The following is a 14640-nucleotide window of genomic DNA, read 5'->3' as shown; positions in this document are numbered from 1 at the left end:
ACCGTTTACTCAGAGCTCTACGATCACCGTGAACGGACCGTCGTTCACGCTCCGTACCTTCATCTCGGCTCTGAATCGTCCCGTTTCGACGCGGGCGCCCTTTTGGAGCAGTTCCTGCACGACGGCGTTCACCAACGGTTCGGCGTGCTCGGGCCGGGCGGCCGCCGTCCAGGACGGACGGCGGCCCTTGCGCGTGTCCCCGTAGAGGGTGAACTGGCTGACGACCAGCAGCGGAGCGCCGGTCGACTCGCACGACTGCTCGTCGTCGAGGATGCGGAGCCCGTGCAGCTTCTGGGCCATTTTGGCCGCGTGCTCGGGTGTGTCGTCGTGGTGGACGCCGAGCAGCACCAGCAATCCGGGCTCGTCGATCGCGCCGACGATCTTCCCTTCGACTTCGACACTCGCCTCTGTGACGCGCGCCACAACCGCTTTCACGCGGGAATCAACATTCCGTGCCGGATGAGATCACGAACGATCGGCAAGGCCGCTTCCGCGTCGATTTCTCCGTAAGCGAACTCCAGGAGTGCGAGCAGGTCCTCCAGTGGCAGGGCGCCGTTGCAGCCGGCGACGAGCCGGGCCGTCGCCTCGTCGACCTCGTGCTGCCAGCCAGGCCCGTCGGTGCGGTGCAGTCGCGCGACGACCTTGCGCCAGCCCTCGTCGCCCGGCTCGGACACCTCCTCGAGCAGCACGGTGTCGGCGACCCGGAACCGCTGACCCAGCAGGTCGGGGTTCGCGCGGAGCCACGCGACGTTGTCGAGCCAGCGCGCGGCCTCCGGGCCCAGCGGGTCGTCGTAGGCGTGGCGCAGGTCCTCGCAGATGACCTGGGAGTGCATCTCGTCGGTGCGGCGCAGCGTCACGTAGCCGAAGCCGACGCCCTGGACGTCGTTCTCCTCGAACCAGTCGAGCCACGCGGAGGCCTTCTGCCTGCCCTCGGGGCTGCGCGGGTCGACGCCCGCGTCCTTGAGCCACGTGCCGACGTACAGCGCGGGCTCGGCGATGTCGCGCTGCACGAACCACGCGTCGACGCCGCCGCGGGGCAGCCAGCTCGACACGCGCTCCTCCCAGTCCTCGCCCTTGCGGTGCACCCAGGACGCGAGCAGCTGGCCCACGCCGCCCTCGTTGAGGAACGCGGGCAGCTGGCGGATGACCAGCGCGGACGCGTCGTCGCCGCCGAGACCGGAGTCGCGGTAGACGAAGTCGACGCGCGGCGGGCCGACGACGAACGGCGGGTTGCAGACGACCTGGTCGAACCGGCGGTTGCGGACCGGGCCGAACCACTCGCCCTGGAGCGTCTCGACGTCCAGCTCGTTCATCCGGAACGTGCCCTGGGCGAGCCTCAGCGCGCGTTCGGACAGGTCGGTGGCGGTGATCTTCTGGGCGAACGTGCTGGCGTGCAGGGCCTGCACGCCGCAGCCGGTGCCGAGGTCGAGCAACGTGCCGACAGGCGTGCGCCTGGTGGCGCGCGCGAGGCTGATGGACGCGTGGCCGACGCCGAGCACGTGGTCCTCGGGGACGGCGCCGCCGCGCACGTCGGAGTCGAGGTCCGCGATCACCCACCAGTTGTCCTCGTAGGGCCGGACGTCCAGGCCTGCCCTCAGGTCCTTCGTCAGGATCTCGTTCCGGACGGCGTCGTCGACGTCGACACCGGCCAGCGCCGCGCGGACGTCCTTCTCCGGCTCCTCGTCGCCGAGCAGGAACAGGCGGATCAGCGTGCCGAGCGACCCGGCGTCCTTGCTGGCGCGGCGGGCGGGCTCCGGTTCGCCGCGGCCGAGAGCGGCGTGGGCCTGCGGGCCGAGCGCGTCGACGACGCCGTCCGCGGTGTAGCCGGCGTTCAGGAAGGCCTCGCGCAGACGGGCGCACAGGTCGGCAGAGAGATCGGGGTGCACGGGAGGAGATGCTTTCACGCCCCGGGATTCGCCGCGGACCCAGACGCTGAGCTGGGCGGTCTGGTGCGGACCTGCACACACTCCCGCGGGCTCAGCGCGTGATCTGGAGTGCGATGGCCATCGCGAGCCGCTGGTCGGCGTCGTCGAGGGGGAGCGGTGTCACCTCGGCCATCTTCTGCATGCGGTAGCGCAACGTGTTGGGGTGCACGCCGAGCTCTCTCGCCGCCGCCCGCACGTCCCCCTGGTTCGCGAGCCAGGCCCGCAACGTCGCCGCGTACTGCGTCCCGTTCTCCGCGTCGAATCGCAATATGTTGGATATCGGACCTCGCGTCGGCAGTCGACCGGCTTCGGCGACGGCCGCGAGGCGCTGCAGCAACACCTGAGCCCACGCGTCGTCGTATACGACCGGTGTGCCGGTGGAGAGCGCGAGGCATTCGTCGGCTTCCTGCCGCGAGGTCGGCAGCTGTGCCGCCTCGGCCGGGCCGCCGATGCCCGCGAGCACCGTCGCTTCCGCTGGAAGTTCTCGCACCAGTGAACGCACCCACGCGACGGCGTCGTCGGCCGCGGGGATGACGGTGTAGAGGACGTTGCCGAACAACGCGCTGCGTCCCGGCCGCGACCAGCCGAAGCCGGCCGTCGCCCGCTGGAACGCGAGCACCGCCGCGCCGTGCTCGCCCTCGCCGGCGTGCGCCTGCACCGCGATCACCCGCAGGTCGGCCGACGGCAGCCCGAGCCGTGCGACGTCGGCCGACTCGGGGTGCTCCAGGAGCCTGATGACGAGATCGGCCTCGGCCTGCCGTTCGAGGTCCGTCGACGCCCGCGACCGCAACAGGTGCAACGCCGCCGTGCGCGCGCCGTCGACCAACGCCGCACTGCGCGCCGCGTCCACCGGGCCGGTCACCTCGACCCAGACCGACCCGAGCAGCTCCCGCCCGGCCCGCACCGCCGCGACGAGCCGGTTGCCCAGCTGGTCGGTCAGCTTGGGCACGAAGATCGGCTCGTCCGACGTCGCCAGGTGGGTGAACACGCCGAACTCGTCCAGCGCCCTCCGCGCCTCCTCCGGCACCCGCCGCCCGAGGATCGTCTGCACCCGGACGGGGTCGACGTCCTCCTGCCGGTACGAGTAGGCGAGCACGCGCGACTGCTGGTCCTCGATCGTCACCGGCCCGCCCACGACACCCGCGATCACGTCCGCGAGCCCGAACAGGTCCCCGGTCCGCGTCCCGCCGTTGACCAGCGTCTGCGTGACGTTCGCCAGTTGGCTCCACGGCACCGACGGGTCCACGAGCAACACCGCGGCCCCGGACTTCTTCGCCGCCGCGACCACCCGCTCGTCCAGCGGCGGCTTGCCGTGCAGCACCACCGCGGACGCCGCCGTCGACGACACCAGCCGCACCGCCGCCGCGACCGAAGGCGTGCCGAGACCGAGCAGCACGTCCCCTGCGGCGGCCGGCGTGTTTTCCGCCGGGTCGTGCAGGGCAACCCCGCGGAGTTCGGCGTCGCGACCCTTCGGCGCGCAGGCCAGATGCGTGCCCAGACTGCCGAGCACGTCCACGAGGCGATCAAGGGCGACCACCCGCGGATGTTAACCGCCGACCGGCTGTCCCGGTCGTCACTCGGACGTGGGACGATGAGGGAGTGGAGGTGGTGTCGTGAGCAGTCCCGACCGGAACGACACCCCGGTGTTGATCACCGAGGCGGCCCCGTCCTACGAAGAACAGCACGCCGCCCGGCGCAAGAAGTACGCGATCATGATGAGCCTGCGCTTCCCGTGCCTCATCCTCGCGGCCTTGTTCTCGCACACCTGGTGGCTCGCCCTGTTCTTCATCGTGCTGTCCGTGCCGTTGCCGTGGATGGCCGTGCTGATCGCGAACGACCGGCCGCCGCGCAAGACCGAGAAGGTCAACCGCCACGAGGTGGAGCGCCGCGCCATCGCGCCGAAGAGCACGACCGTCATCGACGGCTGACCACCGATGTATCAGTCGGAGAACTGATCTATCGGTCGAAGAACGACGAGGTCAGCGGGGTGGCTGGGCGCCGACGACGCCGACGGCGCGTGACCCGGCCCGCACCCCGCCGAGCAGTGCGTCGCGCTTCGACGCACCCGACAGCCACGCCGCGAGGAACCCCGCGTCGAACGCGTCGCCGGCACCCGTCGAGTCGACGCACTCGGTGACTTCAGCGGGGACCGAGACGAGCTCGTCGGCGTCGACCCATGTCGCGCCGTCCGGGCCGGACGTCACGACGACCGCCCCGACGTGCGACAGCAGCGCCTTCGCCGAGGCGGGCTCCGGCGACCCGGTCAGGGCGAGGAGCTCGTCGGCGTTGGGCAGCAGGAAGTCGACGTCGCGCACGTCCTCCAGGAACGCCTCCGCCGAGTGGATCAGGACGGCGGCCTGCGGGTCCACCGACGTGGTCCACCCCGCCGCGCGCGCCGCCGCCAGCACCGCCAGACCGGCCGGGCGGGACGTCGCGTCCAGCAGCACGTAGCCGGACAGGTGCAGGTGGCCGTCCGCACCGGCGAGCAGGCCCGGGTCGAGGTCGGCGGGGGAGAAGCGGGCGTTCGCGCCCCGGTCGGGCAGCATCGAGCGCTGGCCGTTCTCGTCCACCAGGACCACGACGCAGCAGGTGGCCAGGTCGGGGTCGACGGCGAAGGCGCACTGGACGCCCGCGGTGGTGAGCTCGGCGTGGACCTGGCGGCCCGCCGAGTCGGCGCCCACGCGCGCCACCAGGACCGGGGAGGCGCCGCAGGCGGCGAGCCAGACGGCCGTGTTGGCGCCGGCGCCGCCCGGTTCGATGGTGACCTTGGCCCGCACGTCGCCGCCGTGGGCGATGGGGCCGGTGTGGCGGGCCACCACGTCCAGGCCCGCGTCGCCGACCACGACCACCGGCCTCACTTGGCGAGCTCGACTGCTACCGCGGCGGCCACGGACACGTTGCTGACGACCAGTTCCTCGTTGGCGTCGAGGCTCACGCCGTCAGAGGCGGTGTGGAAGTGCTCCAGCAGCACAGGGGTGACGTCCTTGCCGCGCACGTCCTGGTCGACGAGCTTCCGCAGCCCCTCGGCGAGGAGGCGGTCGTGCAGGTCCGCGTCCATCTCGTACGCGGCGGGGATGGGGTTGACCAGCAGCATTCCGCGCCCGCCCGCGGCGAAGACGGCGGCGGCCTCGGCGGCGTTCTCGACGCGCCACGGGACGTCGAACTCCGACTCGCGGCGGTAGAAGGCAGGGAAGCGGGACGTGCGGTAGCCGACGACGGGGACCGATCGGGTCTCCAGGACCTCCAGCGTGGCGCCCATGTCCAGGATCGACTTCACGCCGGAGCAGACCGTCAGGACCGGCGTCGTCGCCATCACGTCGAGGTCGGCGGAGACGTCCCACGTGTCGCGCGCGCCGCGGTGCACGCCGCCGAGGCCGCCGGTGCCGAAGACGCGGATGCCGGCCTGGTGGGCGAGGGCCGAGGTCGAGGCCACGGTCGTCGCGCCGCTGCGGCCCAGGGCGTAGGCCGGGCCGAGGTCGCGCAGCGAGAGCTTCAGCAGGTCGCCCGCGTTGCAGACGCGGTCGAGCTCGGACTCGGTGAGGCCGACGTGCGGCACGCCGTCGAGCACGGCGATCGTCGCGGGAACGGCGCCCGCCTCGCGGACGACCTTCTCCAGGCGTGCGGCGACCACGAGATTGCGCGGAGCGGGCAGGCCGTGGGACAGGATGGTGCTCTCGAGCGCGACGACCGGACGGTTCTCGTCGAGGGCGGCGGCAACTTCATCGGCGATGTGCAGCGTGGTCACGAGGGGACATCATCCCAGGTACCCTGGGCGCGTGAGCACCCAGACTCTCCCCGAGGTCGACGTACGGCCGGACGAGACCGACCAGTCTTCGGACGACACCCCGAAGATGTTCCACTACGTGCGCAAGGCGAAGATCGCCGAAAGCGCCGTGATGGGCACGCACGTGGTCGCTCTGTGCGGCGAGGTCTTCCCGGTCACGCGGTCGCCGAAGCCCGGTTCGCCGGTGTGCCCGGACTGCAAGAAGATCTACGAGAACCTGCCTCCCGGCGGGGACGGCGACTAGACCCCAGAACGTGACGCGCCCGGCGCCCCGGACTTCCCGGGACGCCGGGCGTTGCTGTTCTCAGACCGGCTTGCCCTGCTGCTTCTCCCCCTCGGGTGAGGGCTTCTGGATCGGCAACGGCGAGGTCAGCTGCGTGTCGGCGGGCGACGGCGCCGAGTAGCCGTTGTTCGGTTCAGGTTCCGGCTTCGGTCGCTCGCTCTCCGAACGGATGCGGGACGCCGCGCGCTCCAGCTCCAGCCTGCGCCACCGGCGGCGCTGGCGGCGGGTCATGCGGGCGGGCCACATGTCCTGGATGGCGCTGTTGAAGTACGCGCCGATCGTGATCGCCAGGCCGATGAAGAACACGAACAGCAGGAACGCGATCGGCGTCGCCAGCGCGCCGTAGGTGTAGCCGGTGGTGGTGATCCACTGGATGTACAGGCGCAGGCCGATCGACGACAGGATGAACACCGCCATCGCGAGGATCGCGCCTGGGAGCACGCGGTGGTACGGCAGCCGGCGTGGCAGCGCCACCTTGTAGAGCGCCGACAGCGAGAGCACGAGCAGCAGCGCGACGCCGGGGTAGTAGAAGCGGCCGACCCACGTCGTGATGTACGGCTGCCACGACTCCGGGAAGAACTCCGGCAGCACGTCCGGGCCGAGCGCCAGCACCGGCAGCCCGATCACCAGCGCCACCAGCGACACCATGTAGAGCAGCAACGCGAAGATGCGCTGCCACAGCTCGTTGCGCACGCCGTACTGCCCGTGCGCCACGGTGATCGCGTCGACGAACGACGACATGGCCGACGACCCCGCCCACAGCGAGATCAGGAAACCGATGGAGACGATCTCGCCCTTGCCGGTCGAGAGGATCTCCGCGACCGTGGGCTGGATCACGCCGTTCACGACATCCGCGCTGAAGATCGTCCGGGTGAACCCGATGATCCTCTCCTGCACGGCCTTGACGACCTCGTCGCCGAACCAGGTGCCGAGCCAGCCCATCGAGCCCAGCACGCCGAGCAGCAGTGGCGGGAACGACAGCGTCTGCCAGAACGCGGCCTCGGCGGCTTCTGAGAAGATGTTGCCCTGCCACGCCTTCGACAGCGTGCGCGCGAGTAGACGCAGCGGCCCCTTTCGGCCGGACCTGCGTGGTGCGTCGTTGTCGGAAGGCGAACCCATCGCAGTGACAAGCATGGTGCATGGGGCCACGTTTCGCGGCATCGACGCTCGGAACAGGTAGAGTCGCAGTGCCCTCGGCCACGGTCCGCCTGAGGGTCTTGCTATGTCTGACCTGCGCAAATGAGGAGAAACACGTCTGTGACAGCGCCAGCAGCAACGCCGGCAGCAATGCGACCGCTGCGAGCCTGGCAGCGGCGCGCGCTGACCAAGTACCTCGCCGCGAAGCCGCAGGACTTCCTCGCCGTCGCGACGCCCGGCGCGGGCAAGACGACCTTCGGGCTGCGGGTCGCGGCCGAACTGCTGGCCGACCGGACGATCGAGGCCGTCACGATCGTCACGCCCACCGAGCACCTCAAGCACCAGTGGGCGAAGGCCGCCGCCGAGCAGGGCATCCACATCGACTCGAACTTCCGCAACACCAACGCGATGACCTCCCGCGACTACCACGGCGTGGCCGTCACGTACGCGCAGGTGGCCGCCCATCCGACGTTGCACCGCGTGCGCACCGAGAACCGCAAGACGCTCGTGCTGCTCGACGAGGTGCACCACGGCGGTGACGCCAAGTCGTGGGGTGACGCGATCCGCGAGGCCTTCACGCCCGCCGTGCGCCGCCTCTGCCTCACCGGCACGCCGTTCCGGTCGGACGACTCGCCGATCCCGTTCGTGCAGTACGAGGAGAGCAACGGCGGCTTCAAGACCTCCAAGGCCGACCACACCTACGGCTACTCCGACGCGCTGCGCGACGGCGTGGTCCGGCCCGTGCTGTTCCTCGCGTACTCGGGTGAGGCGTCGTGGCGGACCAGCGCGGGCGAGGAGTACACCGCACGACTGGGTGAACCTCTCACCCAGGAGCAGACCGCGCGGGCCTGGCGCACCGCCCTGGACCCGGCCGGCGACTGGATGGCGTCCGTCCTGCGCGCCGCCGACCAGCGGCTCACCCAGAAGCGCGAGAACGGCCTGCCCGACGCGGGCGGTCTGGTGATCGCGACCGACCAGACGGTCGCCAAGGCCTACGCGCAGGTGTTGCAGCGCGTCACGGGCCAGATCCCCACGCTCGTCCTGTCCGACGACCCGAAGGCGTCCGGCCGGATCGCCGAGTTCGCCGCGACGACCGAACGCTGGATGATCGCCGTCCGCATGGTGTCCGAGGGCGTCGACGTGCCGCGGCTCGCGGTCGGGGTGTACGCGACGTCGTCGTCGACCCCGTTGTTCTTCGCGCAGGCCATCGGCCGCTTCGTGCGCAACCGGAAGCCCGGTGAGACCGCGACGGTGTTCCTGCCGTCGGTGCCGGTGCTGCTGCAGCTCGCGTCGGAGCTGGAAGCCGAACGCGACCACGTCCTCGGCAAGCCGCACCGCGAGAAGGACGGCTGGGACGACGAGCTCATGGCCGCGGCCAACCAGGCCAAGGACGAGCCCGGTGAGGACGAACGCGCGTTCACGGCCCTCGGCACCACCGCCGAGCTCGACCAGGTGATCTTCGACGGCTCGTCGTTCGGCGCGCCGACCCAGGCGGGCTCGGAGGAGGAGCAGGAGTACCTCGGCCTGCCCGGCCTGCTCGAACCCGACCAGGTGCGCACCCTGCTGCTGCAACGGCAGGAGGAGCAGATGGCGCTCGCCGCCAAACGCCCCAAGCCCGAGGTCGCCGTGCGCGAGGCACGGCCCGTGGGTGTGCAGGAACGCCTCACGTCGTTGCGCAAGGAGCTCAACACCCTCGTCGCGATGCACCACCACCGCACGAAGAAGCCGCACGGCAAGATCCACAACCAGCTGCGCGAGTACTGCGGCGGCCCGCCGACCGCGATGGCCACCATCGAACAGCTCGAGGAACGGATCTCGACGCTGCGTTCGTGGTAGCGACTGATATCCGATATATCAGTCGCGGGTGACGGCGACGGCCAGCGTCGAGTAGCGCGCGGTGAACGACCCGCCGAGCGCGTCGATCGCGACGCCGACGTCGTCGAGGAGCTCGGCGGTCTGCTCGGGGCTGATCATCGCCATCGGGCTCATGGTGAGCATGAGGTCGGTGTACTCGGCGGTCGTGTAGGTCCGCTCCCAGTCCGCCTCCCAGTGTTCGACATCGCCGAACGCCCCGGTGGCGACGAGCGCGTCGGCGGTGCGCACGCAGCCGGCCCGGTACGCGTCGTACGCCTCGCGGTAGGAGTGGCCGACGCGATGCGTCATGTGCGGCGCGACCTTGTCGTACGCCGCGACGAAGGCGTCGGCGATCGGCTCCGGCGTCCCGAACACGTGCCACAGCCCGACGAACACCCCGCCCGGCCGCAGCACCCGCGCGGCCTGCGGCGGACCGGCCTCCGCGTCGACCCAGTGCCACGACTGCCCGGCGACGACGGCGTCGAACTCGCGCCCGGCCGGGTCCCACGCCTCGAACTTCGCCACCTCGACGTCCACGCCGGTCGCGCGGGCGAACGCCGCCATCCGCTCGTCGTGCTCGACGCCGACGACGTCCAGCCCCGCCGCCAGCAGCTGCCGCGACAGCACCCCGGTCCCGCACCCGACCTCGGCCACGCGCGGACCGGGAGAGGCGGCGACCACCTTGTCGATCAACGACGCGGGGTAGGCCGGGCGGGTGCGGTCGTAGAGGGCTGCTTCGGCACCGTAGGAGCTCGCCGCTCGTTTGGCGGCTTCCTCGTCGAAGGTCATGCACCCAACCTAGGGGTGTCCGGGAGATGACCGGTGAGAGTCCGCCGAGGTCGGCGACCGATATGTCGCCGTTGTAATCCGTAGCGCGGTGGTAACGCTCTCACGACTCTCGGTGACCAAATTTCGCCAGGGTTACCGCATCGTTGCGACTTAATCGATCCAGTGTGGTTCCGGTCACGCATATGTCGGGCATACGTTGTGCGCCACAACATTCTCTGTGACACAGCGCAGTGAAAGGGACTGGCGGATGCGCAGCAAGACTCTCGCTTCCATCGCCGTGACCGCGGGCCTCGCCCTGGCGGTCTCGGCATGCGGCGCCAACTCGTCCTCCGGCACCGGAGGAACCTCAGAATCGAACTCTGCTGGCAGCGGCTCGGGCGCGAAGGTCGGCGTGATCCTGCCCGAGACCAAGACCTCCGCCCGCTGGGAGGGCTTCGACAAGCCCCTCCTGGAAGCGGCGCTGAAGGCCGAGGGTCTCGACCCCGACATCCAGAACGCCCAGGGTGACGTCCAGAAGTTCAGCACCCTCGCCGACGGCATGATCAACAACGGCGTCAAGGTCCTGATCATCGCGACGCCCAACGCCGAGGTCGGCGCGTCCGTCGCCAAGAAGGCTCAGGCCCAGGGCATCCAGGTCATCGACTACGACCGCCTGAACACCGGTGGCTCCTCGTCCTACTACGTGTCGTTCGACAACGTGAAGGTCGGCGAGCTGCAGGGCCAGGGCATGGCCGACGCGCTCAAGGACGCCCCGCAGGGCGCGAACGTCATCGAGATCGAGGGCGCGCCGACGGACAACAACGCGACTCTCTTCGCGGACGGCCAGAAGAAGGTCCTCAAGCCGCTGTACGACTCGGGCAAGCTCAAGCTCGTCCAGTCGCAGCCGATCGACGACTGGGACAACCAGAAGGGTGGTCAGGTCTTCGAGCAGATCCTGACCGGCAACGGCGGCAAGGTCGACGGCGTCGTCGCCGCGAACGACGGCCTCGCGGGCGCGGTCATCACCGTGCTCAAGAAGGTCGGCCTCAACGGCAAGGTGCCGGTCACGGGTCAGGACGCGACCCCGGACGGCCTCCAGGCCGTGCTGCTCAAGGACCAGTACATGACGGTCTTCAAGCCGATCAAGGAAGAGGCCGAGGCCACCGCCAAGCTGGCCGGCTTCCTCGCCAAGGGCGACACCGCGGGCGCCGACAAGCTGGCCTCGGGTAGCACCAAGGACACCAAGGCCAACCGCGACGTCAAGTCCGTGCTGCTCACCTCGCAGCTGATCACGCGCGACAAGGTCAAGGTCGTCGTGGACGCCGGCTTCGTCAAGGCGTCGGAGATCTGCGTGGCCGCCACCCAGGCCGCGTGCACCGAGCTCGGCATCAAGTAAGGACCACTCGCGACGAGGGCGGGGTGCGCGCACACGTGCACCCCGCCTCTCGCCGCGTGGTAACCACGGAGGAAACCCAGTGAGCGAGCCGATTCTCGAGCTCCGCGGCATCAACAAGAGCTTCGGTCCCGTGCACGTCCTGCACGACATCGACCTCGACGTGAACCCCGGTGAGGTCACAGCCCTCGTCGGCGACAACGGCGCGGGCAAGTCGACGCTGGTCAAGTGCATCGCGGGCATCCACCCGACCGACTCGGGCGAGGTCCTGTTCGCCGGCGAGCCGGTGCACATCAAGGGCCCGCGCGACGCCGCGGATCTCGGGATCGAGGTCGTCTACCAGGACCTCGCGCTGGCCGACAACCTCGACATCGTCCAGAACATGTTCCTCGGCCGCGAGCGCACCAAGGGTGGCCTGCTTGACGAGTCGGACATGGAGCAGGCGGCGCGCAAGACCCTCGCGTCCCTGTCGGTGCGCACGGTCAAGTCGGTGCGCACGCAGGTGTCGTCGCTGTCCGGCGGTCAGCGCCAGACCGTGGCGATCGCCAAGGCCGTGCTGTGGAACAGCAAGGTCGTGCTGCTCGACGAACCCACCGCCGCACTCGGCGTCGCGCAGACGCGCCAGGTCCTCGACCTGGTCCGCCGGCTCGCGGAGCAGGGCCTGGGCGTCGTGCTGATCAGCCACAACATGAACGACGTCTTCGAGGTCGCCGACAAGATCGCGTGCCTCTACCTCGGCCGCATGGCCGCCGTCGTGTCGACCAAGGACGTCACGCACGGACAGGTCGTCGAGCTGATCACCGCCGGTCGTTCCGGTGACCTGGGCATCGCCCGCCCCGAGGCGGCGACGATCTGATGAGTACCGAAGAGGCGAGCAGCATGACCGACACCACCGAAACGCACGAGGCGGAGGCGGCCCAGCAGGGCGCCATCTCCGACTTCGGCATCGACACGACCTCCCGGTCCGCCGGTGAGGCCATCAGGGACTACTGGTCCAGCGTCCGCGGCGGCGAGCTCGGCTCCCTGCCCGCTCTGCTCGGCCTGATCGTCCTGCTCATCGTGTTCAGTTCGCTGTCCGAGTCGTTCTTCACCCTCGGCAACCTCGCCAACCTGCTCCAGCAGGGCGCCAGCATCACCATCATCGCGATGGGCCTGGTGTTCGTGCTGCTGCTCGGCGAGATCGACCTGTCCGCCGGCACCGCGTCCGGCGTGACGGCCTCCGTGATGGCGCTCGACCTGATCAACGGCGGCAACCTGCTCGGCGGCATGGGCGACGGCGTCTTCTACGTCTTCTGCGGCTGGCTGGTCCTCGCGGTCGGTCTCTCGCTGCTGATGCGCCTGTGGACCGGCGCCGTGCTGTCCGGCATCGCGCTGCTCATCGCTCTGCTCGGCGTTCCCGCGAACGCGTGGATCGGCATGCTGCTGGCGATCTGCGTCGGCGCGTCGATCGGCTGCATCACCGGCTACCTGGTCGCGAAGGTCGGCATCCCGTCGTTCGTCGTGACACTGGCGCTGTTCCTCGTGTGGAGCGGTGTGGTGCTGCAGTTCATCGGCCAGGGCGGCACCCTCGGCCTGCGCGACGACACGATCTTCCAGGTCGCCAACGGCAACATCGGCACCGCCGGGTCGTGGATCCTGTGCCTGCTGGCGGTCGGCGGCTACGCGGCCGTCGTGCTCAACCGGCACTTCACCCGGCTGCGCAAGGGCCTCGTCGCCTCGCCGACGGCCCTGGTGCTGGCCAAGATCGGTGGCCTCGCGCTGCTCGCCGCCGTCGCGACGTTCGCGCTGACGCAGAACCGGTCGCCAACGACCCTCGTGGTGATCTCCGGCGTGCCGTACGTCGTGCCGCTCGTGCTCGTCCTGCTGGTCATCGGCACGTTCGTGCTCGACCGCACCAGCTACGGCCGGCACCTCTACGCGGTCGGCGGCAACAAGGAGGCCGCGCGCCGCGCCGGCATCAACGTGGAGAAGATCCGCATGAGCGTCTTCGTGATCGCCTCCTCGGCGGCCGCGATCGGCGCCATCGTCTACTCCTCCAAGGTCGGCTCCGTCGACCCGAACGCCGGTGGCGGCAACACCCTGCTGATGTCGGTCGGTGCGGCCGTCATCGGTGGCACGTCGCTGTTCGGCGGCAAGGGCCGGCTGCGTGACGCCGTCATCGGTGGTGCGGTGCTGGCGGTCATCGCGAACGGCATGGGCCTGCTCAAGCAGCCCTCCGCCGTCGTGTTCATGGTGACCGGCCTCGTCCTGCTGCTCGCCGCGAGCGTCGACGCGCTGTCCCGCCGCCGGGCGGCGACCGCGGCTCGCTGACCCGGTGACGGGACCCACGTCCGGCACCCGTCCCGACGAGATCCGCAGGCACAACAGGACGGCGCTGCTGCGCCGCCTGCACGTCGACGGACCGTCCACCAGGGCGTCGCTCGCGGCTGAGCTCGGGCTCAACCGCAGCACGATCAAGGCCCTGGTGGACGGCCTCGCCGAAGCCGGTGTGGTCGCCGAACGCGTGCCCGCTCTGCGCAGCGGAGCGGGCCGCCCCTCCCTGCTGGTCCTGCCCCAGCCGCACGCCGCGGTCGTCATCGCGATCGACGTGCGGGTGGAGCACGTGGCCATGGGGTTCGTCGGACTCGGCGGCGAGATCCTCGGCAGGGACAGCTGGAACCTGCACCGGACGCGTGATCCGGGTGAGGTCATCACGCACATCGTCGAGTCGGCGCGCCTCATGGCCGACGACCTCGATGTCACCGCCGTCGGGGTGGGCGTCTCGGTGCCCGGCGTGGTCCGCCGCGCCGACGGGCACGTGCACGAGGCGCCCAACCTGCACTGGACCGGGGTGGCGCTCGGCAAACGCCTGGAAGCGGTGCTGAAGCTGCCGGTCCAGGTCGGCAACGACGCGGAACTGGGCGCGCTCGCGGAGCACGTGCGCGGCGCGGCCAGGGAGTCCTCGGACATGGTCTACATCTCCGCGGACGTCGGCGTCGGCGGGGGAGTGATCCTCGCGGGGCAGCCGTTGCGCGGCTCCGGCGGTTACGTCGGCGAGCTCGGGCACATGGTGGTCAACCCGCACGGGCGCCGTTGTTACTGCGGCTGCGACGGCTGCTGGGAGACCGAGGTGGGCGAACCGGCGCTGTGCCGGGCGCTCGGACTGCCCGACGACGCGCCGCGCGGTGCCGTCGTCGCGGCGTTGCGGGCGCTGGACGAACCGGCGGTGCTCGACGAGTTCGCCGGCTGGCTCGCGCTGGGGCTCTCGAACATCGTCAACGTCCTCGGCCCCGAGCTCGTCGTGCTCGGCGACCTCTACACGGCGCTGCCCGCGTCCGTCGTCGAGTCGGTGAGCGCGGCGGTGCAGAAGCGCAGTCTCGTGTCCCGGGCGCTCGGCGGAGCCCAGGTCGTGACGTCACCCCTGGGCCGCGACGCGAAGCTCGTCGGAGCCGCGGAACTGGCCTTCGAACCGGTGCTCGACGCCATCTGAGTCGCTGGGAACGTCGCTGAAATGCGA

General features: G+C 70.5%; 14 protein-coding genes. 7 read left to right on the top strand and 7 right to left on the bottom strand.

What is annotated here, in order from left to right:
* Nucleotides 1-9 precede the first annotated feature (9 nt).
* The 3 genes from dtd to ACQEU1_RS15530 form a co-directional block, all read right to left on the bottom strand.
* Nucleotides 10-435, bottom strand: coding sequence for a D-aminoacyl-tRNA deacylase (dtd, locus tag ACQEU1_RS15540; RefSeq protein WP_433201327.1), 426 nt, complete (start codon nucleotides 433-435; stop codon nucleotides 10-12).
* A complete protein-coding gene (locus ACQEU1_RS15535; RefSeq protein WP_433201324.1) occupies nucleotides 432-1886 on the bottom strand; it encodes a DUF7059 domain-containing protein in 1455 nt (484 codons plus the stop codon). The genes dtd and ACQEU1_RS15535 overlap by 4 nt, the downstream gene beginning before the upstream one ends.
* A 91-nt stretch (nucleotides 1887-1977) precedes the next feature.
* A complete protein-coding gene (locus ACQEU1_RS15530) occupies nucleotides 1978-3462 on the bottom strand; it encodes a PucR family transcriptional regulator (RefSeq protein WP_433201321.1) in 1485 nt (494 codons plus the stop codon).
* A gap of 76 nt (nucleotides 3463-3538) precedes the next feature.
* On the opposite strand from ACQEU1_RS15530, the gene ACQEU1_RS15525 reads away from it, so the two are divergent.
* Nucleotides 3539-3853: a DUF3099 domain-containing protein gene (locus tag ACQEU1_RS15525; protein WP_433201318.1), complete on the top strand. Its 315-nt coding sequence runs from the start codon at nucleotides 3539-3541 to the stop codon at nucleotides 3851-3853.
* Nucleotides 3854-3904: 51 nt separating this feature from the next.
* Here the strand turns inward: ACQEU1_RS15525 and ACQEU1_RS15520 are convergent, their stop codons facing one another.
* The gene (locus ACQEU1_RS15520) at nucleotides 3905-4783 is read right to left on the bottom strand and encodes a carbohydrate kinase family protein (RefSeq protein ID WP_433201315.1); all 879 of its coding nucleotides are present in this window, start codon (nucleotides 4781-4783) and stop codon (nucleotides 3905-3907) included.
* Nucleotides 4780-5670, bottom strand: coding sequence for a pseudouridine-5'-phosphate glycosidase (locus ACQEU1_RS15515; RefSeq protein ID WP_433201312.1), 891 nt, complete (start codon nucleotides 5668-5670; stop codon nucleotides 4780-4782). Before ACQEU1_RS15515 ends, ACQEU1_RS15520 begins: the two co-directional genes overlap by 4 nt.
* Before the next feature lie 31 nt (nucleotides 5671-5701).
* On the opposite strand from ACQEU1_RS15515, the gene ACQEU1_RS15510 reads away from it, so the two are divergent.
* On the top strand, nucleotides 5702-5953 hold the full coding sequence (locus tag ACQEU1_RS15510; RefSeq protein ID WP_090006425.1) for a DUF3039 domain-containing protein: 252 nt from the start codon (nucleotides 5702-5704) through the stop codon (nucleotides 5951-5953).
* Nucleotides 5954-6013: 60 nt separating this feature from the next.
* Here the strand turns inward: ACQEU1_RS15510 and ACQEU1_RS15505 are convergent, their stop codons facing one another.
* Nucleotides 6014-7111, bottom strand: a complete 1098-nt coding sequence (locus ACQEU1_RS15505) for a YihY/virulence factor BrkB family protein (protein ID WP_433201309.1) — start codon at nucleotides 7109-7111, stop codon at nucleotides 6014-6016.
* A gap of 168 nt (nucleotides 7112-7279) precedes the next feature.
* On the opposite strand from ACQEU1_RS15505, the gene ACQEU1_RS15500 reads away from it, so the two are divergent.
* Complete coding sequence (locus ACQEU1_RS15500) at nucleotides 7280-8965, top strand: DEAD/DEAH box helicase (RefSeq protein WP_433201306.1); 1686 nt, start codon at nucleotides 7280-7282, stop codon at nucleotides 8963-8965.
* An 18-nt stretch (nucleotides 8966-8983) separates the two neighbouring features.
* Here ACQEU1_RS15500 and ACQEU1_RS15495 read toward each other — a convergent pair whose 3' ends face one another.
* Nucleotides 8984-9772 carry a class I SAM-dependent methyltransferase gene (locus tag ACQEU1_RS15495; protein WP_433201303.1) on the bottom strand — a complete coding sequence of 263 codons (789 nt, stop codon included), beginning with the start codon at nucleotides 9770-9772 and terminating at the stop codon, nucleotides 8984-8986.
* 247 nt (nucleotides 9773-10019) lie between these two features.
* On the opposite strand from ACQEU1_RS15495, the gene ACQEU1_RS15490 reads away from it, so the two are divergent.
* The 4 genes from ACQEU1_RS15490 to ACQEU1_RS15475 all read left to right on the top strand — a co-directional run bounded on the left by ACQEU1_RS15490 (nucleotide 10020) and on the right by ACQEU1_RS15475 (nucleotide 14613).
* Nucleotides 10020-11147 carry a sugar ABC transporter substrate-binding protein gene (locus ACQEU1_RS15490; protein ID WP_433201300.1) on the top strand — a complete coding sequence of 376 codons (1128 nt, stop codon included), beginning with the start codon at nucleotides 10020-10022 and terminating at the stop codon, nucleotides 11145-11147.
* A gap of 79 nt (nucleotides 11148-11226) precedes the next feature.
* Nucleotides 11227-12000 (top strand): ATP-binding cassette domain-containing protein, encoded by a 774-nt coding sequence (locus ACQEU1_RS15485; RefSeq protein ID WP_285647425.1) that lies wholly within the window; start codon nucleotides 11227-11229, stop codon nucleotides 11998-12000.
* Between the two features lie 23 nt (nucleotides 12001-12023).
* Entirely contained in the window at nucleotides 12024-13454 is a 1431-nt protein-coding gene (locus ACQEU1_RS15480) for a sugar ABC transporter permease (protein WP_433201296.1), read from the top strand.
* Between the two features lie 4 nt (nucleotides 13455-13458).
* The gene (locus ACQEU1_RS15475) at nucleotides 13459-14613 is read left to right on the top strand and encodes an ROK family protein (protein ID WP_433201293.1); all 1155 of its coding nucleotides are present in this window, start codon (nucleotides 13459-13461) and stop codon (nucleotides 14611-14613) included.
* Nucleotides 14614-14640: the final 27 nt, after the last annotated feature.

Source organism: Lentzea sp. CA-135723 (assembly GCF_050936595.1).
In the GTDB taxonomy this organism is placed as follows: Bacteria; Actinomycetota; Actinomycetes; order Mycobacteriales; family Pseudonocardiaceae; genus Lentzea.
The sequence above is the reverse complement of the archived record's forward strand: the minus strand, read 5'-3'. Positions and strand labels throughout refer to the sequence as shown.